At 65.1% G+C, this 25,417-nt stretch carries 22 protein-coding genes; 10 read left to right on the top strand and 12 right to left on the bottom strand.

Going from position 1 to position 25,417, the window contains the following annotated elements; genetic code table 11:
* Positions 1-112 precede the first annotated feature (112 nt).
* The 6 genes from kdpF (at position 113) to ACQ4N9_RS14390 (ending at position 8,047) form a co-directional block, all read left to right on the top strand.
* Positions 113-202, top strand: coding sequence for a K(+)-transporting ATPase subunit F (gene kdpF, locus ACQ4N9_RS14415; protein WP_033696222.1), 90 nt, complete (start codon positions 113-115; stop codon positions 200-202).
* A 9-nt stretch (positions 203-211) separates the two neighbouring features.
* On the top strand, positions 212-1,906 hold the full coding sequence (gene kdpA, locus ACQ4N9_RS14410) for a potassium-transporting ATPase subunit KdpA (protein WP_347148456.1): 1,695 nt from the start codon (positions 212-214) through the stop codon (positions 1,904-1,906).
* 10 nt (positions 1,907-1,916) lie between these two features.
* Entirely contained in the window at positions 1,917-3,971 is a 2,055-nt protein-coding gene (gene kdpB, locus ACQ4N9_RS14405) for a potassium-transporting ATPase subunit KdpB (protein ID WP_258704802.1), read from the top strand.
* Positions 3,972-3,984: 13 nt separating this feature from the next.
* The gene (gene kdpC / locus ACQ4N9_RS14400) at positions 3,985-4,548 is read left to right on the top strand and encodes a potassium-transporting ATPase subunit KdpC (RefSeq protein ID WP_390969732.1); all 564 of its coding nucleotides are present in this window, start codon (positions 3,985-3,987) and stop codon (positions 4,546-4,548) included.
* A gap of 149 nt (positions 4,549-4,697) precedes the next feature.
* Positions 4,698-7,352, top strand: a complete 2,655-nt coding sequence (locus tag ACQ4N9_RS14395) for a DUF4118 domain-containing protein (RefSeq protein WP_390969734.1) — start codon at positions 4,698-4,700, stop codon at positions 7,350-7,352.
* Positions 7,349-8,047 carry a response regulator gene (locus ACQ4N9_RS14390; RefSeq protein WP_125859444.1) on the top strand — a complete coding sequence of 233 codons (699 nt, stop codon included), beginning with the start codon at positions 7,349-7,351 and terminating at the stop codon, positions 8,045-8,047. Before ACQ4N9_RS14395 ends, ACQ4N9_RS14390 begins: the two co-directional genes overlap by 4 nt.
* Positions 8,048-8,281: 234 nt before the next feature.
* Here the strand turns inward: ACQ4N9_RS14390 and lysA are convergent, their stop codons facing one another.
* Positions 8,282-9,517 (bottom strand): diaminopimelate decarboxylase, encoded by a 1,236-nt coding sequence (gene lysA, locus ACQ4N9_RS14385; protein ID WP_390969736.1) that lies wholly within the window; start codon positions 9,515-9,517, stop codon positions 8,282-8,284.
* Positions 9,518-9,736: 219 nt separating this feature from the next.
* Here lysA and ACQ4N9_RS14380 point away from each other — a divergent pair, with 219 nt between their 5' ends.
* Together ACQ4N9_RS14380 and ACQ4N9_RS14375 are read left to right on the top strand one after the other, a co-directional pair.
* Positions 9,737-10,654: a LysR family transcriptional regulator gene (locus tag ACQ4N9_RS14380; RefSeq protein ID WP_125464860.1), complete on the top strand. Its 918-nt coding sequence runs from the start codon at positions 9,737-9,739 to the stop codon at positions 10,652-10,654.
* A 47-nt stretch (positions 10,655-10,701) separates the two neighbouring features.
* Positions 10,702-11,067, top strand: a complete 366-nt coding sequence (locus ACQ4N9_RS14375; RefSeq protein WP_125464859.1) for a HEAT repeat domain-containing protein — start codon at positions 10,702-10,704, stop codon at positions 11,065-11,067.
* 177 nt (positions 11,068-11,244) lie between these two features.
* On the opposite strand, the gene ACQ4N9_RS14370 is transcribed toward ACQ4N9_RS14375, so the two are convergent.
* From ACQ4N9_RS14370 to gloB, 11 genes are all read right to left on the bottom strand, one after another.
* On the bottom strand, positions 11,245-11,820 hold the full coding sequence (locus ACQ4N9_RS14370) for a PIN domain-containing protein (RefSeq protein ID WP_390969738.1): 576 nt from the start codon (positions 11,818-11,820) through the stop codon (positions 11,245-11,247).
* Entirely contained in the window at positions 11,817-12,284 is a 468-nt protein-coding gene (locus tag ACQ4N9_RS14365) for a helix-turn-helix domain-containing protein (protein WP_390969740.1), read from the bottom strand. The genes ACQ4N9_RS14370 and ACQ4N9_RS14365 overlap by 4 nt, the downstream gene beginning before the upstream one ends.
* Positions 12,285-12,970: 686 nt before the next feature.
* On the bottom strand, positions 12,971-13,240 hold the full coding sequence (locus tag ACQ4N9_RS14360; RefSeq protein WP_390969742.1) for a DUF3077 domain-containing protein: 270 nt from the start codon (positions 13,238-13,240) through the stop codon (positions 12,971-12,973).
* A 154-nt stretch (positions 13,241-13,394) separates the two neighbouring features.
* Positions 13,395-13,643, bottom strand: coding sequence for a hypothetical protein (locus ACQ4N9_RS14355; RefSeq protein WP_390969744.1), 249 nt, complete (start codon positions 13,641-13,643; stop codon positions 13,395-13,397).
* A 462-nt stretch (positions 13,644-14,105) separates the two neighbouring features.
* Entirely contained in the window at positions 14,106-15,716 is a 1,611-nt protein-coding gene (locus ACQ4N9_RS14350) for an ABC transporter ATP-binding protein (protein ID WP_390969746.1), read from the bottom strand.
* A gap of 1 nt (position 15,717) precedes the next feature.
* The gene (locus tag ACQ4N9_RS14345; protein WP_125464851.1) at positions 15,718-16,737 is read right to left on the bottom strand and encodes an ABC transporter permease; all 1,020 of its coding nucleotides are present in this window, start codon (positions 16,735-16,737) and stop codon (positions 15,718-15,720) included.
* Position 16,738: 1 nt separating this feature from the next.
* Positions 16,739-17,812: a microcin C ABC transporter permease YejB gene (locus tag ACQ4N9_RS14340; RefSeq protein WP_125464850.1), complete on the bottom strand. Its 1,074-nt coding sequence runs from the start codon at positions 17,810-17,812 to the stop codon at positions 16,739-16,741.
* A gap of 1 nt (position 17,813) precedes the next feature.
* Positions 17,814-19,640: an extracellular solute-binding protein gene (locus ACQ4N9_RS14335; RefSeq protein WP_390969748.1), complete on the bottom strand. Its 1,827-nt coding sequence runs from the start codon at positions 19,638-19,640 to the stop codon at positions 17,814-17,816.
* Positions 19,637-21,469 (bottom strand): extracellular solute-binding protein, encoded by a 1,833-nt coding sequence (locus ACQ4N9_RS14330; RefSeq protein WP_390969750.1) that lies wholly within the window; start codon positions 21,467-21,469, stop codon positions 19,637-19,639. Before ACQ4N9_RS14330 ends, ACQ4N9_RS14335 begins: the two co-directional genes overlap by 4 nt.
* A 212-nt stretch (positions 21,470-21,681) precedes the next feature.
* On the bottom strand, positions 21,682-23,109 hold the full coding sequence (locus ACQ4N9_RS14325) for a lytic transglycosylase domain-containing protein (RefSeq protein WP_390969752.1): 1,428 nt from the start codon (positions 23,107-23,109) through the stop codon (positions 21,682-21,684).
* A gap of 100 nt (positions 23,110-23,209) precedes the next feature.
* Positions 23,210-23,989: a hydroxyacylglutathione hydrolase gene (gloB, locus tag ACQ4N9_RS14320; protein ID WP_390969754.1), complete on the bottom strand. Its 780-nt coding sequence runs from the start codon at positions 23,987-23,989 to the stop codon at positions 23,210-23,212.
* Between the two features lie 85 nt (positions 23,990-24,074).
* On the opposite strand from gloB, the gene ACQ4N9_RS14315 reads away from it, so the two are divergent.
* Both ACQ4N9_RS14315 and rnhA read left to right on the top strand, forming a co-directional pair.
* Positions 24,075-24,848: a class I SAM-dependent methyltransferase gene (locus tag ACQ4N9_RS14315; RefSeq protein WP_390969756.1), complete on the top strand. Its 774-nt coding sequence runs from the start codon at positions 24,075-24,077 to the stop codon at positions 24,846-24,848.
* A 13-nt stretch (positions 24,849-24,861) separates the two neighbouring features.
* Positions 24,862-25,314 carry a ribonuclease HI gene (gene rnhA / locus ACQ4N9_RS14310; RefSeq protein WP_390969758.1) on the top strand — a complete coding sequence of 151 codons (453 nt, stop codon included), beginning with the start codon at positions 24,862-24,864 and terminating at the stop codon, positions 25,312-25,314.
* The last annotated feature ends 103 nt before the right edge of the window (positions 25,315-25,417 follow it).

The following is a 25,417-nucleotide window of genomic DNA, read 5'->3' as shown; positions in this document are numbered from 1 at the left end:
TCTTTACGCCTTCTTTATGCCCTGACCCCACCCCCAATCTCGCCCCTTTACGCCCCTCCCTCGGACAATTTCCCCAAAGCGGCCCTCATGCCGCATCAAGGGAGATGGGCTCATGTACATGCTCGATGGGCTGTCACTGCTGTTGGCAGTGGCGTTGGCGGTTTACCTGCTGGTGGCGCTGCTGCGCGCCGATCGCAGCTAAGGGGCGGCCATGCACAGTTACGATTACCTGCTATTGCTGGCGTTCTTCGCCATCGTGCTGCTACCGGCACCCTGGCTTGGGCGTTTCTACTTCAAGGTGATGGAAGGCCAGCGCACCTGGCTGACGCCGGTGCTCGGCCCGGTGGAGCGCGGCTGCTATCGCCTGGCTGGGGTCAACGCCGGGCAAGAGCACAACTGGAAGCAGTACACCTTGGCCCTGCTGGCCTTCAACCTGGCCGGCTTCGGGCTGCTGTTCGCCGTCCTGTTGCTGCAAGGCAGCCTGCCGCTCAACCCGCAGCACCTGCCGGGCCAGGAGTGGTCATTGGCGTTCAACACAGCGGTCAGCTTCATGACCAACACCAACTGGCAGTCCTACAGCGGTGAGGCCTCGGTCAGCTACCTGAGCCAGATGCTCGGCCTGACCGTGCAGAACTTCGTCAGCGCCGCCACCGGCCTGGCCGTGCTGGTCGCCCTGTGCCGTGGTATCGCCCGGCGCTCGACCACCACGCTGGGTAACTTCTGGGTCGACCTGACCCGCGCCACCCTCTACGGCCTGCTGCCGCTGTGCATCGTGCTGGCGCTGCTGCTGGTGTGGCAGGGCGTGCCGCAGACCTTCGCCGACTACGCCCACGCCGTCACCCTGCAGGGGGCCGACCAGACCATCCCGCTCGGCCCGGCCGCCAGCCAGATCGCCATCAAGCAACTGGGCACCAACGGCGGCGGCTTCTTCGGCGTCAACTCGGCGCACCCATTCGAGAACCCCACGGCCTGGAGCAACCTGTTCGAGGTGGCGTCGATCATCCTGATCCCGGTGGCGCTGGTGTTCACCTTCGGCCACTACGTCAAGGACCTGCGTCAAAGCCGCGCGATCATCGCCTGCATGCTGGCGCTGTTCCTGATCGGCGGCAGCACCGCGTTGTGGTCCGAGCACCAGCCCAACCCGGCCTTGGAGAGTGCCCAGGTGCAACAGAGCGCGCCGCTGGAAGGCAAGGAGAGCCGCTTCGGCACCACCGGCTCGGTGCTGTGGACGGTCACCACCACCGCCGCCTCCAACGGCTCGGTCAACGCCATGCACGACAGCCTCAACCCGCTGACCGGCATGGTGGCGATGGTCAACATGATGGTCGGCGAGGTGATCTTCGGCGGCGTCGGCGCAGGCCTGTACGGCATGCTGCTGTTCGTGCTGATCGCGGTGTTCCTGGCCGGCCTGATGATCGGCCGCACCCCGGAGTACCTGGGCAAGAAGCTGCAGGCCCGTGAAGTGCAACTGCTGGTGGCGACCCTGTTGGTGATGCCAGTCGGCGTGCTGGTGCTCGGCGCCATCGCCGCCAGCCTGCCAGGCCCGGCCGGCGCGGTGAGCAACCCCGGTGCCCACGGCTTCAGCCAGTTGCTGTACGCCTACACCTCCGGCACCGCCAACAACGGCTCGGCCTTCGCCGGCTTCGGCGCCAACACCCCCTACCACAACGTGATGATCGCCCTGGCCATGCTGATCGGCCGCTTCGGCTACATCCTGCCGGTGCTGGCCCTGGCCGGCAGCCTGGCGGCGAAGAAGAGCGCACCGCAGGGGCTGAACAGCTTCCCCACCCACGGCCCGCTGTTCACCACGCTGCTGCTGGTGACCATCCTGCTGGTCGGTGGCCTGACCTTCCTGCCGACCTTGGCCCTGGGGCCGATCGCCGAACACCTGAGCCTGGGTTTCTGAGGAATCATTGATGAACATGCCCATTCCTGACGTGAAGGCGCAACGCAGCGCCAAGGACCAGACCCGCTTCGCCGCGCTGTGGCGCCCGGCGCTGCTGCAGGCCTTCGTCAAGCTCGACCCGCGCCAGCTCAAACGCTCGCCGGTGATGCTGGTGGTGGCCCTCACTGCGCTGCTCACCACGGTGCTGTGCTTCGCCCCCGAAAGCGGCGTGAGCACCGGCGTGGCGGTGCAGATCAGCGTATGGCTGTGGTTCACCGTGCTGTTCGCCAACTTTGCCGAAGCCCTCGCCGAGGGCCGTGGCAAGGCCCGCGCCGACAGCCTCAAGGCCGGCAGCCAGGGCCTGACCGCGCAGCGGCGCAAGAGCGACGGCAGCTTTGAGACCGTCGCCGCCAGCCAGCTGCGCAAGGACGATGTGGTGCGCGTGGTGGCCGGCGAGATGATCCCCGGTGACGGCGAGGTGCTCGAAGGCATCGCCGCGGTCAACGAGGCCGCCATCACCGGCGAGTCCGCGCCGGTGATCCGCGAGTCCGGCGGCGACCGCTCGGCCGTCACCGGCAACACCCGGCTGGTCTCCGACTGGCTGCTGATCCGCATCTCCAGCAACCCTGGCGAATCGACCCTGGACCGCATGATCGCCCTGGTCGAAGGCGCCAAGCGCCAGAAAACCCCCAACGAGATCGCCCTGGACATCCTGCTGATCGGCCTCACCCTGATCTTCCTGATCGTGGTGGTGACCCTGCAGCCGTTCGCCCGCTTCGCCGGTGGCAGCCTGCCGCTGATCTTCCTCGCCGCCTTGCTGGTGACGCTGATCCCCACCACCATCGGTGGCCTGCTGTCGGCCATCGGCATCGCCGGCATGGACCGCCTGGTGCGCCTGAACGTGATTGCCCGCTCCGGCCGCGCAGTGGAGGCGGCCGGTGACGTGCACACGCTGATGCTCGACAAGACCGGCACCATCACCTTCGGCAACCGCCGCTGCAGTGCCCTGCATGCCGCCTCGGGCGTGACCGCCAAGGAACTGGGGGAGGGCGCCTTGCTCGCCTCGCTGGCCGACGACACCGCCGAAGGCAAGTCCATCGTCGAGTACCTGCGCCAGCTGCATGACTTCGATGAACCCGCGAGCAGCCAGTACCAGGCCATCGCCTTCAGCGCCGAGACGCGCCTGTCGGGCATCGACTTCCAACAGCATCGCTACCGCAAGGGCGCCGTCGATGCGGTGCTGGCCTTCGTCGGCATGCAACGCCTGGAAATGCCGGTGCCCCTGGCCCGTGAAGTGGAGCGCATTGCCCAGAGCGGCGGCACACCGCTGCTGGTGTGCGTCGACAAGCGCCTGCTCGGCGTGATCCACCTCAAGGACGTGGTCAAGCCCGGCATCCGTGAGCGCTTCGCCGAACTGCGCAAGCTGGGCATCCGCACCGTGATGGTCACCGGCGACAACCCGCTGACCGCCGCGGCCATTGCCGCCGAGGCCGGCGTGGATGACGTGCTCGCCGAAGCTACCCCGGAGAAGAAGCTGGCGCGCATCCGCCAGGAGCAAAACGACGGCCGCCTGGTGGCCATGTGCGGCGACGGCGCCAACGACGCGCCGGCCCTGGCCCAGGCTGACGTGGGCATGGCCATGAACGACGGCACCCAGGCCGCCCGCGAGGCCGCCAACATGGTCGACCTCGACAGCGACCCGACCAAGCTGCTGGACGTGGTGCAGGTGGGCAAGGAGCTGCTGGTCACCCGTGGCGCGCTGACCACCTTCTCCATTGCCAACGACGTGGCCAAGTACTTCGCCATCCTGCCGGCGCTGTTCGCCGCCATCTACCCGCAGTTGGGCGTGCTCAACCTGATGCAGCTGGCCAGCCCGCAGAGCGCGATCCTCTCGGCCATCGTGTTCAACGCGCTGATCATCATCGTGCTGATCCCCCTGGCCCTGCGCGGGGTGCGGGTGCAGGCCGCCAGCGCCGCTCACCTGCTGCGGCGCAACCTGCTGATCTATGGCCTGGGCGGGATCCTTGTGCCGTTCGCCGGGATCAAGCTGATCGACCTGCTGCTCAACGCCCTGCACCTGGTTTGAAGGAGAGACTGACATGACTGCTTATGTACGCCCGGCCTTGAGCCTGATCCTGCTGATGACCGTGGTCACCGGTGCCTTGTACCCGCTGGCGGTGACCGGGATTGCCCAGGTGGCGTTCCCCGACCAGGCCAATGGCTGCCTGGTGCGTGATGACAAAGGTGAAGTGCGCGGCTCGGCGCTGATCGCCCAGGAGTTCAAGGGCGATGGCTGGTTCCAGTCGCGACCCTCGGCGGGGGCGTATGCCACCGTGGCCAGCAGCGCGAGCAACCTGTCGCCGAGCAACCCGGCACTGGCCGAGCGGGTCAAGGGCGAGGCCGCCGCGCAATACCAGGCGCAGCAAGGGCCGGTGCCCTTGGCGCTGCTGACCACCTCCGGCAGCGGCCTGGACCCGCACCTGCCGCCGCAAGCCATCGCCTACCAGCTGCCGCGTGTGGCGGCGGCGCGGCAGGTGCCGGTGGAGCGCTTGCAAGTGCTGGTGAATGACGCCACCCTTCGCCCATTGGTCGGGCCGCCGGTGGTCAATGTGCTGGCGCTGAACCAGGCGCTTGAGCGTTTGGCACCTGTTAACCAGCACTGACAAAGGGGCCGCTTTGCGGCCTTTCGCGGGTAAACCCGCTCCCACAGGGATAGCGCCAAGCTTCAAGGCTGCGCCTCCCCTGTGGCAGCGGGTTTACCCGCGAAGGCCTGCGCAGCAGGCCCACATTCGCAATTTGTGAAGGATCGAACATGAGCAACCCCACCCGCGCCGACGCGCTGTTGGCCGGCCTGCCCCGCGAAGGCCGGGGCCGACTCAAGGTATTCCTCGGCGCCGCGCCCGGGGTCGGCAAGACCTTCGCCATGCTCCAGGCCGCCCACGCCCAGCAGCGCCAGGGCGTTCAGGTGGTGGCCGGGGTGGTCGAAACCCACGGTCGCGCCGAAACCGAGGCCCTGCTCGGCGGCCTGCTCCAGCAACCCTTGCTGCGCAGCGAATACCGTGGCGTGCTGCTCGAAGAAATGGACCTCGATGGCCTGCTCAAGGCCAAGCCCCCGCTGGTGCTGGTCGACGAGCTGGCCCACAGCAACGCCCCCGGCAGCCGCCACGCCAAGCGCTGGCAGGACGTGCAGGAGCTGCTGGCCGCCGGCATCGACGTGTACACCACGGTCAACGTCCAGCACCTGGAAAGCCTCAACGACAAGGTTCGCGATATCACTGGCGTGCTGGTGCGCGAAACCCTGCCCGACTGGGTGCTGCAGGAAGCCTTCGAACTGGTGCTGATCGACCTGCCGCCGCGCGAACTGCTGGAGCGCCTGCGCGAGGGCAAGGTGTATGTGCCCGAGCAGGCCCGCGCTGCTATCGACGCCTATTTCTCCCAGACCAACCTCACCGCCCTGCGCGAACTGGCGATGCAGACCGCCGCCGCCCAGGTGGATGCGGACCTGGCCAGCGGCTACCGCCAGCGCGGCCAGGAAGCGCCGGCCCTGCGCGGCCGGCTGCTGGTCGGCATCGACGGCGACGACCAGGCCGAACGCCTGGTGCGCCATGCCAGCCGCGTTGCGCAACGCCGCCATTTGCCGTGGAGCGTGGTGCACGTTGACAACGGCCGCCTGCGCGACGAAACCGCCCGCCATCGCCTGCAGGCCGCCCAGCAACTGGCCGAACGGCTGGGCGGTGAAGTGGTGCTGCTCAGGGCAGGGGAGGTGGCCCGCACACTGATCCAGCACGCCGCCGAACGCCGCGCCAGCCTGGTGCTGGTGGGCCAGTCCCGCGACCTGCTGCGCCGCCGCTTCTTCGGTGCCGGCGTGGCGGCGCGCCTGCTGCGCGAAAGCCATGGCCTGGAAATCAACGTGCTCGACCGCGACGCCCAGCCACAACCGGCCAGCGCTGCGGCCAAGCGCGTGTGGGTGTGGCGCCACTACCTGCTGGCGCTGGTGGCCACGGTGCTGGCCGCCGGCCTGTCGTGGGCGGTGTCCAGCGTGCTGGCGCTGCCCAATATCTCGCTGGTGTTCCTCGCCGCCGTGCTGCTGGTGGCGGTGCGCAGCAGCCTTGGCCCGGCGTTGGCCTGCGCGGTGCTGTCGTTCCTTGCCTACGACTTCCTGTTCATTCCGCCGAACTTCTCGTTCAGCATCCAGCGCGAAGAAGACGTCCTGACCCTGGTGTTCTTCCTGTTGATGGCCGCGCTCACCGGCAACCTCGCCGCCCGCCAGCGCCGCCAGTTGCAGGCCCTGCGCGAAACCCAGGCGCAGACCAACCAGTTGCTCGACCTGTCGCGCCGGCTGACCGTGGCCACCGATCGCCAGGCCGTGTTCAGCGCCGCCGGCCAGCACCTGAACGGCTGGCAGGACGTGCAGGTGTGCCTGCTCGAACGCAGCGCCGACGGCTTGCTGCAAGTCGCCAGCGGCGATGCCCCTGCCTTCACCGACAATGAACGCGCTGCCGCCGAATGGGCCTGGCAGCACGGCCAGGCCGCAGGTTTCGGCAGCGACACCTTGCCCCACGGCCGTTGGTGGTGGTGGCCGCTGGCGGTGGAGGAGCAACCCCTGGCGCTGCTGGGCGTGCGCCCGCGCAATGGCGAACCCATGGCTGCCCAGCGCCGCCGCCTATTGATGGCCCTGGCGCAGCCCTTGGCCCAGGCCCTGGCCCGCGCCCGCCTGGGCGAGCAACTGGAGGCCGCGCGCCTGCACGGCGAAACCGAGCAACTGCGCAGCGCCTTGCTCGCCTCGGTGTCCCACGACCTGCGTACCCCGCTCACGTCCATGCGCGGCAGCATAGACAGCCTGCTGGCGCTGGGCGACGCCATCCCCCCGGACGACCGCCGCGAGTTGCTCGAAGGCACCCGCGACGAAGCCGAGCGCCTGGACCGCTATATCCAGAACCTGCTGGACATGACCCGCCTCGGCCATGGCAGCCTCAAGCTCGCCCGCGACTGGGTGGCCCCCGCCGATATTGTCGGCAGCGCCCTCAACCGCCTGCGCGTGGTGCTGGCGCCGCTGCGCGTGCATACCGATGTGCCCGGCGAGCTGCCGCTGCTGTTCGTGCATGCCGCGCTGATCGAGCAGGCGCTGGTGAACGTGCTGGAAAACGCCGCGCGCTTCTCGCCGCCACAAGGGCGGCTCGATTTGCAGGTGAAGGTGCAGGACGAGCAACTGTGCTTCTCCGTCAGCGACCAGGGCCCCGGCATCCCCGAGGACGAGCGCGAAAAGATCTTCGACATGTTCTACACCGCCGCCCGCGGCGACCGCGGCGGGCAGGGCACCGGGCTGGGCCTGGCGATCTGCCAGGGCATGATCGGCGCCCACGGCGGGCGCATCCTGGTTGGCGAGGGCCTCGATGGCCACGGCACCTGCATCACACTATGCTTGCCGCTGCCCACCCAACCCGATAGCGAAAGTGAAGCCCCATGAGCCAAGCTGCCACCCTGCTGGTGATCGACGACGAACCGCAGATCCGCAAGTTCCTGCGCATCAGCCTGGCGTCCCAGGGCTACAAGGTGATCGAAGCCGGTACCGGCAGTGAAGGCCTGGCCCAGGCCGCCTTGAGCAAGCCTGACCTGGTGGTGCTCGACCTCGGCCTGCCGGACATGGACGGCCAGCAAGTGCTGCGCGAGCTGCGCGAATGGAGCACGGTGCCGGTGATGGTGCTGTCGGTGCGCGCCAGTGAAGTGCAGAAGGTCGATGCGCTGGATGGTGGTGCCAACGACTACGTGACCAAGCCGTTCGGCATCCAGGAATTCCTCGCCCGGGTGCGCGCGTTGCTGCGCCAGGCGCCGCAGGTGGGCAGTGCAACCTCGACGGCCAGCTTTGGGCCGCTGGTGGTGGATTTTGCCTTTCGCAAGGTGACGCTGGAGGGGCTGGAGGTGGCGCTGACACGCAAGGAATATGCGTTGCTGGCGCAGCTGGCCGGGCACCCGGGGCGGGTGATTACCCAGCAGCAGTTGCTTAAGGATATCTGGGGGCCGACCCATACCGATGACACGCATTACCTGCGGATCGTGGTGGGGCACCTGCGCCAGAAGCTGGGGGATGACCCCACGGCGCCACGGTTCATCATTACCGAGGCGGGGGTGGGGTATCGGTTGGTGGCGCCAGCGCAGCCGTAGCGTGGACGTGGGAGTAACTGTCTTGCTCGCCATTCAAACAGCTGCGCGTTTCCTGTGGGAGCGGGTTTACCCGCGAACACGGGCATAGCCCGTGCCAGGCACCGAGGTGTCATCTTCGCGGGTAAATCGCAGCGGCGAACCGCCGCTCCCACAGGAAGCGCGTCGGCTTTTAGATACCCCACAAGACAGCCGCTCCCACGATGTTCACATCAGCGCGTATCGCACTACTGAGTGTTAGACACCCAGCTCCAATGCCAGCAGCTCCTGCACAGTCTGTCGCCGGCGGATCATGCGCAGTTGACCCTGCTCGATCAGGAACTCCGGCAACAGCGGCCGGCTGTTGTAGTTCGACGACATGGACGCGCCGTAGGCCCCGGCATCGTGAATCACCAGCAGGTCACCGACCTTGGCTTGCGGCAGTACCTGGGGCGTCAGCTCCTGATCGTCCTGGGTAAACACATCCCCGGACTCGCACAGCGGCCCGGCCACCACGGTCGGTTGCAGCGGGCGATTCACCGGCCGCCCCACGGCATCGAACAGGCTCATGCGGTGATAGGCGCCATACATCGCCGGGCGCATCAGGTCGTTGAAGCCGGCGTCCACCAGGATGTAGTGGTTGTTGCCCATCTGCTTGACGGCGCGCACCTCGGCCACCAGGTAGCCAGACTCCGCCACCAGGAAACGCCCCGGTTCGATCTCCATGCGCACGGGGTGGCCGAGCATCGCTTCGATCTCTGCCCGCGCCACTGCCCAGGTGCGGGCATAGCACTGCAGGTCCACCGGCTGGTCGTCCTGGCGGTAGGGCGTGGACAGCCCGCCGCCGATGGAGAAGGCTTCGATGTCCATGCCCAGTTGGCCGATCAGCCCGACCATGGCCCCGGCCACCTGCTCCAGGTGCTGGTAATCCACCCCCGAGCCGATGTGCATGTGCACGCCCACCAGGTGCAGGCCGTGCTGCTTGACGCAGGCCAGCGCTTCGGGCAGTTGCTCGTGCCAGATGCCGTGCTTGCTGTTTTCACCGCCGGTGTTGGTCTTGCGGCTGTGGCCGTGGCCGAACCCTGGGTTGATGCGCAGCCACACCCGGTGCCCGGGGGAGCGTTCGCCCAGTTGGCGGAGCATGTCGATGGAGCCGGCGTTCACTTCGATACCGGTCTCGACCACCCGCGCCAGGGTCGGCTGGTCCAGCACGTCGCAGGTCAGCACCACCCCGGCCGGCTCGCCGCTCACCTGCGCACCCGCGGCGAAGGCCCGTTCCATTTCGCCCAGCGAAACCGCATCGAGCACCAGGCCGCGTTCGCGGATCAGGCGCAGCACGTGCAGGTTGGGGTTGGCCTTTTGTGCGAAACGGACGGTGTCGAAGTGCTGCAGCAGCTGGTCGATGCGCTGGCCGATGGTTTGCGCGTCGTAGGCCCACAGGGGCGAGCCGTGTTGGCGGACGGCGTCGGCCAGGAGGGTGGAAGGGGTGCTCATGGTGGTGTTCCTTGTAATGGATGCACCGATCTTGAATCAGTTGATTGATTCAAAAAAATAGCTATTTTTATGACTGCTATTCATATTTGATATGTTAAGTCAGCCCTGTGGGAGCCGGCTTGCCGGCGATCACCGGCGTAGCCGGTGCCAACCACCGCATCGCTGGCAAGCCAGCTCCCACAGGGAACCCTGCTCAATCCAAAGGTCTTTGGACGCACCATGAAACTCTCCGTCCGCCATATCGAAGTGTTCCGCGCCATCATGGCCGCCGGCAGCGTCACCGGCGCCGCCCGGCTGCTGTTTACTTCGCAGCCCACCGTAAGCCGTGAACTGGCGCGCATGGAGCAGGTCACCGGCCTGAACCTGTTCGACCGCGAAGGCGGGCGCCTGGCGCCCACCGCCCAGGCCCTGCTGCTGATCGACGAGGTGGAGCGCGCCTTCGTCGGCCTGGAACGCATCGACCGCTTTGCCCAGGCCATCCGCAACTTCGAGCAAGGCCGGCTGGCCATCACCTGCCTGCCGCTGTTCTCGCAAACCCTGCTGCCCAGGGCCTGCCAGCGCTTCCATCAGCAACACCGGGGCGTGAGCGTGAGCATCACCGCCCAGGAGTCGCCGCTGTTGGAAGAATCGCTGGTCGCCCAGCAGCACGATCTCGGCCTGACCGAAGTCGAGCAGGTACCGCGTGGGGCGGTGGGCGAGTTGCTGTTCAGCGCCGACATGGTCTGCGTGCTGCCCCAGGGGCACCCGCTGCAGGCCAAAGCCGTTCTCGAGCTGAGCGATTTCGACGAAGTCGACTTCATCAACCTGGCCAGCCTCGACACCTACCGCCAGCAACTCGACCAGCACTTTCGCGCCGCCGGGGTGAATCGGCGCACGGTGATCGAGACCACCAGCGCGGCCTCGGTGTGCGCCATGGTCCGGCAGGGTTTGGGGGTGGCGATCATCAACCCTTTGAGTGGGCTGGAAGCGGGGCAGGGTGGGTTGCCGATTCGGCGGTTGAGTATCTCGGTGCCGTATCGGGTGATGCTGATCCAGCCGGAACATCGACCGACGTCGGCGGTTGTGGAGCCGTTTTGCCAGGCTTTGCGTGAGCAGGCACAGGAAATGACAGCGGCGCTGGGCGGTAGCAGCACTTAAGTGACGGTAGAATCCGGGGCAGCTTTGTCCATCTACAAGGAAGCGCAATGAGCGGATCGCAGCCCACGACAGCGAAATCCCTGGGGGATCTCGAACCCCTTCCAGATTCTGTGTCGACCCTCACCCGGTTATTGCTGGAGGAAACCCATGAGCGACACGAAGATATCGTGTTCGAACTCGGGCTGCTCGGCGATGCGACGGCGGTACCTGCCATTGCACAAGCGGTGAACATTCCGTTCGCCAGCCTGGTGCGCTGGGGCAACCTGCAGGAGTTCCAGCGCAAGTGCGCGTATGCGCTGGCACGGATCGGCACCCCGGAATCCCGTGCGGTGCTTGAACACATGGCGAGCAGTGCCGACCCGGACATCCAGGCCTATGGAGAGGAAGGGCTGGCTCGCTGGCCCCTCAAGTAGAGACGCCATCAAGGCATGGGCGTGAGTAACGGGTTTTTCGTGCAGGGTGCAGCGCAAGTTACAGCGGGCGGTGCGCTGACACATGCTCCCCGGGCCATTCGCAGGTGCTGTTCTCAGCGATCACTGTAGCCGTACATTTGTTGGGGTGCCCTGGAGGCTACGGGGCGGGCTCTGAGCTCAGAGCAAGAATCTGAACTCGGAAAGCAGTTTTACCGACTCGGGCAGTTGTTGCTGGAGCAGCTTGTCCAGATAAGCCTGCACGCTCAGGGCAGGGTTCTTCAATGACTGGCGCTGCCGCTGGGCCGCTTCAAGCACCGCGGCCTTGTCCAAGTCCCAGAGGTCGGCAATGAAATCATCGGGATGCAGTGCTTCGATATCGAAGCTACCAAGCGCGGTGTCGGGAAAGGCCTTGAGATTGAAGGTCACGATCACCGAGGCGTTGCACTTGATGGCGGCGGCGAGGACATGGCGGTCATCCTCATCCGGCAGATCCAGGCCGCCCACCAGCGGCTCGTAATCGCTGACCAGCGCGTCGGGCACCGCCTCATCCATAAGGCCCGACGTGCGATCTAGCTGCGTTCGTTCAAGGTCCGGGCGATTGATCAGTAGATTGCGCTTCCACTCGTCATGAATCCTGGCTGACCAGCGGGCCCGGTACGCGCCCGTCAGTGCAAGGTTCATCAGCAAGTCACGCAGTGGGGCGGGATAAAGAACGTTGGCGTCGTAAAGGGCTGTGAACGAGGAGTGCTTCATTCGTAGCCCATCCTTAAGTCCTGTGCCTGGGCCGCCAGATCGTCCATCGCGGTACGGCTGATGGCATCACGTTTGTTCTTGTAGGCCACCAAATCCGCGAATTTGACCCGGCGGTGACGGCCCGTCTTGGTGTGGGGCATCAACCCCTCGTCCAGCAGCTTTACCAGATGAGGGCGGGAAACATTGAGCAGGTCGGCTGCTTCCTGAGTGGTCAGCTCGGCGTGGATCGGCACGACCTTGACGGCGTTGCCCAGTGCCAGTTCGCTGAGGATTTCGCCAAAAAGGCGCAGGGCAAAGGTGGGGACCTCCACGACCTGGCGCTGATTCGCGTCATTGAGCAGCTCGATCCGTTGGGTGTGCGCTGCGGTCGAGAGGAAGGCGGCCAGCGTACGGCTTGATTCGACGGCCACGGCAATTTCGTTGTCATCGGGAAGCACGTTGCGTGAGAGGTCGGTGGTGGTCATGGGCATCTCCAGGGCGCTTTCGGGGGAGGTGCCGTGACAGTGCGGCAGCCTGAGATCGCTTTATATTCGAAATATTCGAAAATCGCAATAAACGAAACTGGCCTCCATGCAACCAGATGCACCTGCGGAAACCGGCATGCTTTGCTATGTCGCATGACACCAGCCAGGCGCAGCGGCATCCGCGCGCATGTGATACCGCGTCATGCCAACAAGGCGGACAGCGGTGACCTCACAGGCATGACTGGCCCGAAAAAGATGTGGGAGCTGGCTTGCCAGCGATGCGCCGCGCGGGCGGCGCTCGATTTCATAGGCGCTGCAAACCTGCCGCCAAGCACCTAGTGGCCCACATGCGACCCCAAGACAGGCGCCTGGGAATTACACCGCTGGTTTTGTTGAGTCAGCATTCGGTAATGGTCGCCATGTGCATGTCCGGGGATTTGGGTGAGGGCACACCAGGTGCTTGCCGGGAATTCTGCAGCGCTCTCAAGATCGAGCGCCGCCCGCGCGGCGCATCGCTGGCAAGCCAGCTCCCACATCTGTTTCGGGCCAGTCATTCCTGTGAGGTCACCGCTGTCCGCCTTGTTGGCATGACGCGGTATCGCGGTGCGCGCGGATGGCGCTGTGCCTGTCTCACAGGAGTGCTGCGGCCTAAACCGATATGGAAACCAGTCCAGGCAATCCACCCCTCAGTGCTTCATCCCCAACTCCGCATCATCCATCAGTGCCTTGGCCAGCGCGCTCAGGTAATACGACGCCCAGAGCAGTTGCGGCTTCTCTTCCATGATCCCGGTAATGGTCAGGTCCCGCACGCAGCCCATCAGCTCCGAGGCTTGGTCCCGCGCATGTTGGCAGGGGATACCGGGCTCGATGCAGAACAGCGGGTCGGTCTTCCCTTCGCCTTGATAGAACTTGGTCTTGCCCACAGTGGTGCGGGGCGTGGTGTCGTCTGTATTCATTGCTCACTCTCCCTGAAATGATCGATGCCCGGACAGACCCTATCGCTGGCAACCCAACGCCACAGTTACGGCACCAGTGCTAGGGCAAAGCCAATCCCTGTGGGAGCCGGCTTGCCGGCGATGAGGGCAGCCCAGGCAAAGCACGCCTACCGGCCTAGTGGAACGCCCGGCGCTCCATCTGCGGCACCTGCACCTGAATCAACGCCGATTCGAGCAGCACCCGCAGCGCCTCGATCTCATGCATCAACGCCATGATCAGAATCGACGCGTGGGGCTTGGGCTGCTGGACCGAAATGGCCTGATGCGCCACAGCCTGAGCGCACAGGGCGTACTCCGTGGCCTGGACGAGGGTGTCTTCGAGGGAGTGATGGTTGTGGGGTGGATCGGGGACGATCTTCAACATGACCTTATTCCTTTAAAAAGGCGGTCAACTGACTGCTGTCAAACAGAAGGGTGGCAGCTGTACGTGGGTTGACAGACCGGCGGAATAAGCAAAGTTCCGGCGCACGCAAGCGTGCCCGCACGTACAGCCGCCATGAAGGCTAGCCGTAGGCTTAATACCGTCGCGACCCGTCAAAGTCGATCGCCGAACTCAGCGACTCGCCGAGACTAGGGGGCTGCCAAAGCGACCGCAACGGAAAAAAGGCGGCAGGAGTATGTTTGGGAAATGGACTACAAGTAAGGGCTTTAATCTGATTTTTCGTGACGGGTAGCGGCCCGGTAAATGCGATTCCTGTGGGAGCGGCTTTAGCCGCGAAGCAAGCGACGCGGTGACTGGCACCGGCTACGCCGGTGTTCGCGGCTAAAGCCGCTCCCACAGGGATCGCGCGTTGAGCAAGACCATGGCTCCTGAAAGGGGCCAGTTTCAGGCAATCGATGTTGTGCCCAAAAACGCCGCCTCCAACAACTGCCGCGTATACCCATGCTTGGGCTCATCAAAGATCGCCCGCGCATCCCCCTGTTCCACCACCTGTCCATGCTTGATCACCATCAACTGATGACTCAACGCTTTCACCACCGCTAGGTCGTGACTGATAAACAGATACGTCAGGTTGTACTTAACCTGCAATTTCCGAAGTAATTCCACCACCTGCCGCTGCACCGTCCGATCCAGCGCGGACGTCGGCTCATCCAGCAAAATCAGTGCCGGCTTCAACACCAACGCCCGAGCAATCGCAATCCGCTGCCGCTGCCCGCCAGAGAACTCATGGGGATACCGATGCCGCGTACGCGGATCCAGCCCCACTTCCTCCAACGCCGCCACAATCGCCGCTTCCTGCTCGGCCGGCGTGCCGATCTTGTGAATCCGTAACCCTTCGCCAACGATATCCGCCACGCACATGCGCGGGCTCAGGCTGCCAAAGGGGTCCTGGAACACCACCTGCATCTCCCGCCGCAGCGGCCGCACTTCCTTCTGGTTCAACCCTTCCAGGTTCTGCCCGTGGAAGCGAATGCCGCCCTGGCTTGCGATCAACCGCAAGATGGCCAGGCCCAAGGTGGACTTGCCGGACCCACTCTCGCCAACAATCCCCAGCGTCTGCCCCTGGGGCAGGCTGAAGTTCACCCCATCCACGGCCTTCACATGGTCCACGGTGCGGCGCAGCAGCCCCTTCTTGATCGGGAACCACACCTTCAGGTCCTTCACCTCCAGCAACGGCGCCCCTTCGGCGTTCGCTGCCGGCGCGCCACTGGGTTCGGCATTGATCAGCATCTGCGTATACGGGTGCTGCGGCTTGCTGAACAGCGTGGCGCAATCGGCCTGCTCGACGATCTTGCCGCACTGCATCACGCACACGCGGTTGGCGATGCGGCGTACCAGGTTGAGGTCGTGGCTGATCAGCAGCAGGGCCATCCCTAAGCGCGCCTGCAGCTCCTTGAGCAGGTCGAGGATCTTCAATTGCACGGTCACGTCGAGCGCCGTGGTGGGCTCGTCGGCAATCAGCAGTTCGGGTTCATTGGCCAGGGCCATGGCGATCATCACGCGCTGGCGCTGGCCGCCGGACAGCTCGTGGGGCAGGGCCTTCAAGCGCTTGCGCGGCTCGGGGATGCCGACCAGTTCCAGCAACTCCAGGGTGCGGGCGGTGGCTTGCTTGCCGGTGAGGCCTTTGTGCAGCAGGAGGATTTCGTTGATCTGTTTTTCGATGCTGTGCAGCGGGTTCAGCGAGGTCATCGGCTCCTGGAAGATCATCGCGATCCGGTCGCCGCGGATGCGCTGCATGGGCTTTTCGCCCAGGTGCAGCAGGTCCTTGCCGTCGTACTGGATGCTGCCGGACGGATGCCGGGCCAGGGGGTAGGGCAGCAGGCGCAGGATCGAGTGGGCGGTGACGGACTTGCCCGAACCGCTCTCGCCCACCAGGGCCAAGGTTTCGCCTTTGCGGATGTCGAAGCTGATGCCATCGACCACGCGGTTGACCTGGTCGCCGGTAACGAACTCCACGGCCAGGTCGCGCACTTCGATCAGGGTGTCTTGGCTCATGTCATTTCCTTGGGTCGAAGGCATCGCGGGCGGACTCGCCGATGAACACCAGCAGGCTCAGCATCACCGCCAGCACGGCGAAGGCGCTGATGCCCAGCCACGGCGCTTGCAGGTTGGACTTGCCCTGGGCCACCAGTTCGCCCAGCGACGGGGAGCCGGCGGGCAGGCCGAAGCCGAGGAAGTCCAGGGCGGTGAGGGTGCCGATGGCGCCGGTGAGGATGAACGGCATGAAGGTCATGGTCGAGATCATGGCGTTGGGCAGGATGTGCCGGTACATGATCGGGCCGTTGCGCATCCCCAGGGCGCGGGCGGCGCGCACGTACTCGAGGTTGCGGCCGCGCAGGAACTCGGCGCGTACCACGTCCACCAGGCTCATCCACGAGAACAGCAGCATGATGCCCAGCAGCCACCAGAAGTTGGGCTGCACGAAGCTGGCGAGAATGATCAGCAGGTACAGCACCGGCAGGCCGGACCAGATCTCCAGGAAGCGCTGGCCGGCCAGGTCGACCCAGCCGCCGTAGAAGCCCTGCAGGGCGCCGGCGATGACGCCGACGACGGAGCTGGCCAGGGTCAGGGTCAGGGCGAACAGCACCGAGATGCGAAAGCCGTAGATCACCCGGGCGAGCACGTCGCGGCCCTGGTCGTCGGTGCCCAGCAGGTTGTCGGCCGAGGGCGGCGCGGGGGCGGGGACCTTGAGGTCGTAGTTGATGCTCTGGTAGCTGAACGGGATCGGCGCCCACAGCACGAAGGCGTCTTTCTTGGCCAGCAGCTCGCGGATGTATGGGCTCTTGTAGTTGGCCTCCAACGGGAACTCGCCGCCGAAGGTGGTCTCGGGGTAGCGCTTGAAGGCCGGGAAGTACCACTGCCCGTCGTAGCGCACCGCCACTGGTTTGTCGTTGGCGATCAGCTCGGCACCCAGGCTCAGGCCGAACAGCACCAGGAAGATCCACAGCGACCACCAGCCGCGGCGGTTGGCCTTGAAGCGCTCGAAGCGCCGACGGTTGAGGGGGGAGAGGGCCATGTCAGTGCTCCCGGCTGGCGAAGTCGATACGCGGATCGACCAGGGTGTAGGTGAGGTCGCCGATCAGCTTCACCAACAGCCCCAGCAGGGTGAAGATGAACAGGGTGCCGAACACCACCGGGTAGTCGCGGTTGATTGCCGCTTCGAAGCTCATCAGGCCCAGGCCGTCGAGGCTGAAGATCACCTCGATCAACAGGGAGCCGGTGAAGAAGATGCCGATGAACGCCGAGGGGAAACCGGCGATCACCAGCAGCATGGCGTTGCGGAACACGTGGCCGTACAGCACGCGGGTGCGGCTCAGGCCCTTGGCCTTGGCGGTGACCACGTACTGCTTGTTGATCTCGTCGAGGAAGCTGTTCTTGGTCAGCAGGGTCATGGTGGCGAAGTTGCCGATCACCAGCGCGGTGATGGGCAGCACCAGGTGCCAGAAGTAGTCCAGGACCTTGCCGGTGGTGGACAGCTCGTCGAAGTTGTTGGAGGTAAGGCCGCGCAGCGGGAACCAGTCGAAGTAGCTGCCGCCGGCGAACAGCACGATCAGCAGGATGGCGAACAGGAACGCGGGGATGGCGTAGCCGACGACGATGGCCGAGCTGGTCCATACGTCGAAATGGCTGCCGTGGCGCACCGCCTTGGCGATCCCCAGCGGGATCGACACCAGGTACATGATCAGCGTGCTCCACAGGCCCAGGGAGATCGATACGGGCATCTTCTCGATGATCAGGTCGATGACCTTGGCGTCGCGGAAGAAACTGTTGCCGAAGTCGAGCTGGGCGTAGTTCTTGACCATGATCCACAGCCGTTCGGGGGCGGACTTGTCGAAGCCGTACATGCGTTCGATCTCGGCGATCAGGGCCGGGTCCAGGCCTTGCGCGCCGCGGTAGTTGGAGCCGGCCACCGACACTTCGGCGCCGCCGCCGGCGATACGGCTGGTGGCGCCTTCGAAGCCTTCGAGCTTGGCGATCATCTGCTCGACCGGGCCGCCGGGGGCGGCCTGGACGATGATGAAGTTGATGATCAGGATGCCGAACAGGGTGGGGATGATCAGCAGCAGGCGGCGCAGGATATAGGCCAGCATGTCAGTTGGCCTCATCCGCAGGGGCGTCGGTCACGGCGGGGGTGACGCCTGGCTTGATCCACCAGGTGTCGATGCCGATGTCGTACTTGGGCGGCACCTGCGGGTGGCCGATGTGGTTCCAGTAGGCCACGCGCCAGGTCTTGATGTGCCAGTTGGGGATCACGTAGTAGCCCCACAGCAACACGCGGTCGAGGGCGCGGGTGTGGTCGATCAGGCTCTGGCGCGAATCGGCGTTGATCAACTGCTCCACCAGCTGGTCGATGGCCGGGTCGCGCAGGCCGATGAAGTTGCGGCTGCCGGGGTTGTCGGCGGCGGCGCTGGACCAGTACTCGCGCTGCTCGTTGCCGGGCGAATTGGATTGCGAGAAGCCGCCGACGATCATGTCGTAGTCGCGCGAGCGCAGGCGGTTGATGTACTGCGAAACGTCGACGCGGCGGATGTTCAGCTCGATGCCGAGGTCGGCGAGGTTGCGCTTGAACGGCAGCAGGACGCGCTCGAACTGGGTCTGGGCCAGCAGGAACTCGATGACCAGCGGCTTGCCGTCCTTGTCGACCATCTTGTCGTCGACGATCTTCCAGCCGGCCTCCTGCAGCAGCTTGTAGGCCTGGCGCTGCTGCTCGCGGATCATGCCGCTGCCGTCGGTGACGGGGTTGTGGAAGGCCTCGCTGAACACTTGTTCGGGGACTTTGCCGCGCAGCGGCTCGAGGATTTTCAGTTCGGCCGGGGAGGGCAGCCCCTGGGCGGCCATGTCCGAGTTCTCGAAGTAGCTGCCGGTGCGCAGGTAGGCGCCGTTGAACAGCTGCTTGTTGGTCCACTCGAAGTCCAGCAGCAGGCTCAGCGCCTGGCGCACCCGCACATCCTGGAACACCGGCTTGCGCAGGTTGAAGATAAAGCCTTGCATGCCGACCGGGGTGCCGTTGGGCAGCTCTTCCTTGATCAACCGGCCATCACGCACGGCGGGCACGTCGTAGGCGGTGGCCCAGTTCTTCGCGCTGACTTCCAGGCCGTAGTCGAACTGGCCGGCCTTGAGCGCTTCGAGGGCGACGGTGTTGTCGCGGTAAGAGTCGAAGGTCATCACGTCGAAGTTGTAGAAGCCGCGGTTGATCGGCAGGTCCTTGGCCCAGTAGTCCTGGACCCGCTCGTAGCGGATCGAGCGGCCGGCCTTCACGTCGGCGACCTTGTAGGGGCCGCTGCCCAGGGGGATTTCCAGGTTGCCGCGGTTGAAGTCGCGGTTTTCGTACCAGTGCTTGGGCAGCACCGGCAGTTGGCCGAGGATCAGCGGCAGCTCGCGGTTGTTGGTGTGCTTGAACTTGAACAGCACCTTGAGCGGGTCTTCGGCAACCACCTCGGCGACGTCGCCGTAGTACTGGCGGTACAGCGGCGCGCCGTCCTTGATCAGGGCGTTGAAGGTGAACACCACGTCCTCGGCGCGCATTGGGTGGCCGTCGTGGAAGCGTGCTTCGGGGCGCAGGTAGAAGCGCACCCAGCTGTTGTCGGGGGCTTTTTCGATCTTGCCGGCCACCAGGCCGTACTCGGTGAAGGGTTCGTCCAGGCTCTGGCGCATCAGGGTGTCGTAGATGCTGCCGACGTTGTCGGCGGGCACGCCCTTGTTGATGAACGGGTTGAGGCTGTCGAAGCCGCCGAAGCTGGACTGGCGGAACGTGCCGCCCTTGGGCGCATTCGGGTTGACGAAGTCGAAGTGCTTGAAGTTGGCCGGGTATTTCGGCGCTTCGTCATACAGGGTCAGGGCATGTTGCGGGGCGGCCATGGCCGGGAGCGTGAGGCAGGCCAGCAGCAGGCTGCAGGCCAGGCGCAGGGTCGGGGTCATTTGGCTTTCTCCGAAGTCTTCTTGATCCACCAGCTGTTCAGCCCGAGGGTATAGGGCGGCGTGGTGACGAAGGCCAGCCGGTTGCGGTAGGCCAGGCGATGGTTGTCCAGGTACCAGTTGGGGATCATGTAGTACTGCCATGAGAGCACGCGGTCCAGGGCCCGGGCGGCGGCGATCTGGTCATCGCGGGTGCGGGCGGCGAGCAGGGTGTCGAGCAGGTGGTCGACCACCGGGTCCTTCACGCCAGCATAGTTCTTGCTGCCCTTGGTCGCGGCCTGGCTTGAATGGAAGTACAGCCACTGTTCGAGGCCGGGGCTCAGGGTCTGGTTCAGGGTCATCAGGATCATGTCGAAATCGAACTGGTCGAGCCGTTGTTTGTACTGGGCGCGGTCGACGGTGCGCAAGCGAGCATCGATGCCGATGCTGGCCAGATTTTCGACATAAGGTTGCAGGATACGTTCGAGGTTCGGGTTCACCAGCAGCAGTTCCATGCGCAACTGCTGGCCCTTGCTGTCCACCAGGCGCTGGCCGTTGAGCTTCCAGCCGGCCTGGGCGAACAAATCGAGGGCCTGGCGCAGGGTCTGGCGGCTGATGCCACGGCCATCGGTGTGGCTGACCTGGTAGGGCTCGGTGAACAGCTTTTCCGGCAGTTGGTCGCGGAACGGCTTGAGCAGCAGCCACTCCTTGCCGGTGGGCAGGCCGCTGGCGGCGAACTCGCTGTTGGGGTAGTAGCTGGTGGCGCGGCGGTAGGCGCTGCTGAACAGCGCGCGATTGGTCCACTCGAAGTCCAGCATCAGGCCCAGCGCCTGGCGTACCCGAGGGTCGCCGAAGGTGGCGCGGCGGCTGTTCATGAACAGGCCCTGGGTTTGCGTGGGGATCTGGTGCGGGATCTGCGCCTTGATCACCTGGCCCCGGCGCACGGCGGGGAAGTTGTAGCCGTTGGCCCAGTTCTTGGCCTGGTGCTCGATATAGATGTCGAACTCGCCGGCCTTGAACGCTTCGAAGGCCACGGTGGCGTCGCGGTAGAACTCGTATTCGACGCGCTTGAAGTTGTACTTGCCGCGGTTGACCGCCAGGTCCTTGCCCCAGTAGTCCTTCACCCGCTCGAACACCAGGCGCCGGCCAGGCTGCACTTCGGTAATGCGGTACGGGCCGCTGCCCAGCGGTGGCTCGAAGGTGGTGGCCTTGAAATCACGCTTTTGCCAGTAATGCTTGGGCAGCACCGGCATCTCGCCCAGGCGCAGGATCAGCAACGGATTGCCGGCGCGCTTGAAGACGAAGCGAATGCGCAGGGGGCCGAGGATGTCGACGCGCTGCACTTCCTGCAGGTTGGTGCGATAGATCGGGTGGCCATCCTTGAGCAGGGTGCGGTAGCTGAAGGCGACGTCGGCCGAGGTGATCGGCGTGCCGTCGTGGAAATGGGCCTCGGGGCGCAGGTTGAACACCACCCAGCTGCGGTCCTCGCTGTACTCGACGCTGCGGGCAATCAGGCCATAGCTTGAAGTGGGCTCGTCGCCGGAGGGGTCGTACATGCCGGTGCCGACCATCAGTGGCTCGTTGAGCTCGCTGATGCCGTATTGCAGGAAGTTGGGCGTGGTGACCGGGCTCGAGCCCTTGAAGGTATAGGGGTTGAGCGTGTCGAAGGTGCCGAACGCCATGGCCCGCAAGGTGCCGCCTTTAGGGGCTCGCGGGTTGACCCAGTCGAAGTGGGTGAAGGTGGCCGGGTACTTGAGCGTGCCGAACTGCGCGTATCCGTGGCTTTCGCTCACCATCGCGACGGCGGGGAAGCTCAAGGCCAGGCTGAGGGACAGCAGGAGGGGACGTATCAAGTCGGCATCCGATCCAGAAGGCGTTGGGCTTTGGTCGGGGTACAGTAACAGCTTGTCTTGGCAGGAAAAAGGGCGCCCTTGGAGCAAATGAAGTCCCCTGTGGGAGCGGGTTTACCCGCGAACACCGGCCAAGCCGGTGCCACGCACCGCAAAGCCTTCTTCGCGGGTAAACCCGCTCCCACAGGGTGGGGCGTTGGCTTCGACGTTGTGGTTCAGCGCGCCAGGTAAACGGTCAGCGTTTGCCCTGGCTTGAGCGCATGGCCGCTGCGCGGGTTCCAGCGCTTGAGGTGCTGCATCTCGACATTGAAGCGCTTGGCCACCAGGTAGTACGAGTCGCCCTTGCGCACCTTGTACTGGGTGGAGCGCTGCTTCGAGTCGGCTACCCGGTTGGCGGCGGCGCTCGGTGCGCTGCCACCACGCAGGGCCAGTACCTGGCCGACCTTGAGGCTGTTGCCGCGAATCTTGTTCCAGCCCTGCAGCTGCTTGACCGACACCCGGTTGGCCTTGGCGATGCTGGCCAGGTTATCGCCACGCTTGACCCGGTAGCTGCGCGCCGCCGGCGCCTTGGCCTCGGCCAGGGCCGCATTGAACACGGCCTTGTTCGGCTGCAGGCTGACCAGTTCCTCGGGCTTGAGGTTGGACATGCGGTCGGTCAGCAACTGCGCTTTGGCGGTAGGCACCAGCAGTTGCTTGGGGCCGTCCACGGTCATGCGTTTCTTGAACGCCGGGTTGAGCTGGATCAGCTCGTCCTCGTCGATGTCGGCGAAGGCGGCGACCCGCGACAGGTCGAGGCGTTCGCTGATGGCGACGGCTTCGAAGTAGGGCTCGTTGGCGATCGGGTTGAGGTTGACGCCATAGGCTTGCGGGGTGTTGACCACCTGCGACAGGGCCAGCAGCTTGGGCACGTAGTCGCGGGTTTCCTGCGGCAGCGGCAGGTTCCAGTAGTCGGTGGGCAGGCCAAGGCGTTCGTTGCGCTCGATGGCGCGGCTGACGGTGCCTTCGCCGGCGTTGTAGGCAGCCAGGGCCAGCAGCCAGTCGCCGTTGAACATGTCGTGCAGGCGGTTCAGGTAATCCAGCGCGGCGTTGGTCGATGCGGTGATGTCGCGGCGGCCATCGTAGAAGTTGGTCTGGCGCAGGTTGAAGTGGCGCCCGGTGGACGGGATGAACTGCCACATGCCGGCGGCGTGCGCGCGGGAGTAGGCCATCGGGTTGTAGGCGCTCTCGATGGCCGGCAGCAGGGCCAGCTCCAGCGGCATGTCACGCTCTTCCAGGCGCTCGACGATGTAGTGCAGGTAGAGGCTGCCACGCTCGCCGGCGTTCTCGAGGAACGACGGGTTGCTGGCGAACCACAGACGCTGCTGCTCGATGCGTGGGTTGACGTCGACGTTGTCCTGCAGGGCGAAGCCCTGGCGCATGCGCTCCCATACGTCCTGCGGGGCCTGCTCCTTCGGTTTTACCAGCAGCGGGGCGGGCTTGTGCTTGATCCGCGCCTGGTAATTGTGCGCGCGAACGCTGTCGGATTCGTCGAGCTGACGGGTGCTCTGGCAGCCGACCAGGGTGGCGGCCAGCGCCAGTGCACTGATCTGGGCCAGTCGCGTCAAGGCGACCGAATGAGAGGTTCTGCGGCTAGTGGAAGGCATCGGCTGGGACAGTTATCCGGGCAAAAAATTTCGGCGATTCTAGAAACCGGTCCCGGCCGGGTCAACCTTTGTACCTGTGTCGCGATATATCTTAGGGTTATCAGAACACGTCCTTCCAAGACCTCAAGGCAGCAAAAACAGTGGCTTGGGTGGGGTTTGAAAGACCCTTCCATTCGTCTGCTTTTTCTTTAACGGATGTTTCAGCAGTGCGCAAAAAAGGGTTGGTCAGGCGCTCCAGGCCAATGGTCGAGGGCAAGCTGATGCGATTTTCGGCGCGCAGCCGGGTAACGTCTTCGAACCGCTGCAGAACTTGCGCGTTGTGCGGCTCTACGGCGCGGGCGAAGCGCAGGTTGCTCAGGGTGTATTCGTGGGTGCAGTACACCTGGGTAGCAGCGGGCAGGGCGGCCAGGCGCTGCAATGAATGGTGCATCTGCTCGGGTGTACCTTCGAACAGGCGGCCACAACCGGCGGCGAACAGGGTGTCGCCACAGAACAGTAGCGGCGTGGCCGGTTGCGCAGTGTAATAGGCGATGTGCCCAAGGGTGTGGCCGGGCATGGCCAGCACCTCGAAGTCGAGCCCCAGCACCTGCACGCGGGCGTTGTCTTCCAGGGCCAGGTCGCGGGCCGGGATGCGTTCGTGGGCAGGGCCGCAGACGCGGGCGCCGGTAGCCTTCTTCAGCGTTTCGACGCCGCCGACATGGTCGTGATGGTGGTGGGTGACGAGGAGATCCGTCAGTACCCAGCCTGGGTGGGCGTCGAGCCAGGCCTGCACCGGCCCGGCATCACCGGGGTCGACCACCGCGCAGCGGCGATTGGCAGTATCCTGTAACAACCAGATGTAGTTGTCGGAGAAAGCGGGTAGGGCATCGATCTGTATCATGGTGCGGATCCGTATCGCCAAGCCGGGACATTGAAGGCATCTTAGCCGCGATGGCGTGGCCGGAGAACCTTCGAGGGAGAACGCAATGACCGACCAAGCCTTCGCCCAGGCCGACCCCGAGTGGGTTGAACTGATCAGCCTGGCCCGCGAGTGGTTCAACGGGCCGCTCGGGCAATTGATGCTCGAGGAAGAACAGAAACTGCTCGAACAAGAGCTCGGCCGCTTCTTCGGCGGCTATCTGGTGCATTACGGCCCCGGTGCCGACGCCCCGCCCAGTGCCCCGCAGGTGCAACGCAACGTGCGCCTGGGCGCGCCGCTGCCGGGGGTCGAGATCGTCTGCGAGGAGCAGGCCTGGCCGCTGTCGGAGCACGCCGCCGACGTGGTGGTGCTGCAGCATGGCCTGGACTTCAGCCTGTCACCCCATGGCCTGCTGCGCGAAGCGGCCAGCGCGGTGCGCCCGGGTGGCCATCTGCTGATCGTCGGTATCAACCCCTGGAGCAGCTGGGGCATGCGCCATTTCTTCAGCCACGGTGCCTTGCGCAAGGCGCGCTGCATCCCGCCGTCGCGGGTTGGCGACTGGCTCAACCTGCTGGGCTTCGCGCTGGAGAAACGCCGTTTCGGGTGCTATCGTCCGCCGCTTGCCTCGGCGGCCTGGCAGCAACGCCTGGCCGGCTGGGAGCGCATTGCCGGTGGCTGGCAGACGGCCGGTGGCGGTGTCTACCTGCTGGTGGCACGCAAGATCATGGTCGGCCTGCGGCCACTTCGTCAGGAGCGCCGCGAGCCCATGGGCAAGCTTTTGCCGCTGCCGCTGGCCAAGGTCAACCGCAACGCCAGCAACCCCGATATCGAAAAGCATTGAAGATGAGTGGTACATGAGCGAAAGCGAAATCGTCGAGATCTACACCGATGGTGCCTGCAAAGGCAACCCTGGCCCGGGCGGCTGGGGCGTGCTGATGGTGTTCAAGGGCGCCGAGAAGGAGTTGTGGGGCGGCGAGCGCGAAACCACCAACAACCGCATGGAGCTGATGGCCGCGATCGAAGGCTTGAAGGCGCTCAAGCGTGAATGCGAAGTGGTGCTGACCACCGACTCGCAGTACGTGATGAAGGGCATCAACGAGTGGATGGTCAACTGGAAGAAGCGTGGCTGGAAGACTGCCGCGAAGGAGCCAGTGAAGAACGCCGACCTTTGGGTGGCCCTCGATGAGCAGGTCAACCGCCACAAGGTGACCTGGAAGTGGGTGCGCGGGCACATCGGCCACCCCGGCAACGAACGGGCTGACCAGTTGGCCAACCGCGGTGTCGAAGAGCTTCGCGCCAAGCGTTGATATCCATATGGGGCTGCTGCGCAGCCCTTCGCGGCTAAAGCTGCTCCCACAGGTTCTATGCGCTCCAGTGTGGGAGCGGCTTTAGCCGCGAAGGGCCGCAAAG

The sequence above is a fragment of the Pseudomonas sp. ES1 genome, from assembly GCF_050586605.1.
Classification (GTDB): domain Bacteria; phylum Pseudomonadota; class Gammaproteobacteria; order Pseudomonadales; family Pseudomonadaceae; genus Aquipseudomonas; species Aquipseudomonas sichuanensis.
Note: the sequence above shows the minus strand (reverse complement) of the source record. Positions and strands in the feature narration are given on the sequence as shown.

What these genes read in the sequence shown, in the direction of transcription:
- kdpF (WP_033696222.1), top strand. Translation starts at nt 113, where the DNA reads ATGTACATGCTCGATGGGCTGTCACTGCTGTTGGCAGTGGCGTTGGCG.
- ACQ4N9_RS14380 (WP_125464860.1), top strand. Translation starts at nt 9,737, where the DNA reads ATGAAACTCTCCGTCCGCCATATCGAAGTGTTCCGCGCCATCATGGCC.
- rnhA (WP_390969758.1), top strand. Translation starts at nt 24,862, where the DNA reads ATGAGCGAAAGCGAAATCGTCGAGATCTACACCGATGGTGCCTGCAAA.
- ACQ4N9_RS14395 (WP_390969734.1), top strand. Translation starts at nt 4,698, where the DNA reads ATGAGCAACCCCACCCGCGCCGACGCGCTGTTGGCCGGCCTGCCCCGC.
- ACQ4N9_RS14365 (WP_390969740.1), bottom strand. Translation starts at nt 12,284, where the DNA reads ATGACCACCACCGACCTCTCACGCAACGTGCTTCCCGATGACAACGAA.
- ACQ4N9_RS14390 (WP_125859444.1), top strand. Translation starts at nt 7,349, where the DNA reads ATGAGCCAAGCTGCCACCCTGCTGGTGATCGACGACGAACCGCAGATC.
- gloB (WP_390969754.1), bottom strand. Translation starts at nt 23,989, where the DNA reads ATGATACAGATCGATGCCCTACCCGCTTTCTCCGACAACTACATCTGG.
- kdpA (WP_347148456.1), top strand. Translation starts at nt 212, where the DNA reads ATGCACAGTTACGATTACCTGCTATTGCTGGCGTTCTTCGCCATCGTG.
- lysA (WP_390969736.1), bottom strand. Translation starts at nt 9,517, where the DNA reads ATGAGCACCCCTTCCACCCTCCTGGCCGACGCCGTCCGCCAACACGGC.
- ACQ4N9_RS14350 (WP_390969746.1), bottom strand. Translation starts at nt 15,716, where the DNA reads ATGAGCCAAGACACCCTGATCGAAGTGCGCGACCTGGCCGTGGAGTTC.
- ACQ4N9_RS14340 (WP_125464850.1), bottom strand. Translation starts at nt 17,812, where the DNA reads ATGCTGGCCTATATCCTGCGCCGCCTGCTGCTGATCATCCCCACCCTG.
- ACQ4N9_RS14375 (WP_125464859.1), top strand. Translation starts at nt 10,702, where the DNA reads ATGAGCGGATCGCAGCCCACGACAGCGAAATCCCTGGGGGATCTCGAA.
- kdpC (WP_390969732.1), top strand. Translation starts at nt 3,985, where the DNA reads ATGACTGCTTATGTACGCCCGGCCTTGAGCCTGATCCTGCTGATGACC.
- ACQ4N9_RS14370 (WP_390969738.1), bottom strand. Translation starts at nt 11,820, where the DNA reads ATGAAGCACTCCTCGTTCACAGCCCTTTACGACGCCAACGTTCTTTAT.
- ACQ4N9_RS14315 (WP_390969756.1), top strand. Translation starts at nt 24,075, where the DNA reads ATGACCGACCAAGCCTTCGCCCAGGCCGACCCCGAGTGGGTTGAACTG.
- kdpB (WP_258704802.1), top strand. Translation starts at nt 1,917, where the DNA reads ATGAACATGCCCATTCCTGACGTGAAGGCGCAACGCAGCGCCAAGGAC.
- ACQ4N9_RS14355 (WP_390969744.1), bottom strand. Translation starts at nt 13,643, where the DNA reads ATGTTGAAGATCGTCCCCGATCCACCCCACAACCATCACTCCCTCGAA.
- ACQ4N9_RS14360 (WP_390969742.1), bottom strand. Translation starts at nt 13,240, where the DNA reads ATGAATACAGACGACACCACGCCCCGCACCACTGTGGGCAAGACCAAG.
- ACQ4N9_RS14345 (WP_125464851.1), bottom strand. Translation starts at nt 16,737, where the DNA reads ATGGCCCTCTCCCCCCTCAACCGTCGGCGCTTCGAGCGCTTCAAGGCC.
- ACQ4N9_RS14335 (WP_390969748.1), bottom strand. Translation starts at nt 19,640, where the DNA reads ATGACCCCGACCCTGCGCCTGGCCTGCAGCCTGCTGCTGGCCTGCCTC.
- ACQ4N9_RS14325 (WP_390969752.1), bottom strand. Translation starts at nt 23,109, where the DNA reads ATGCCTTCCACTAGCCGCAGAACCTCTCATTCGGTCGCCTTGACGCGA.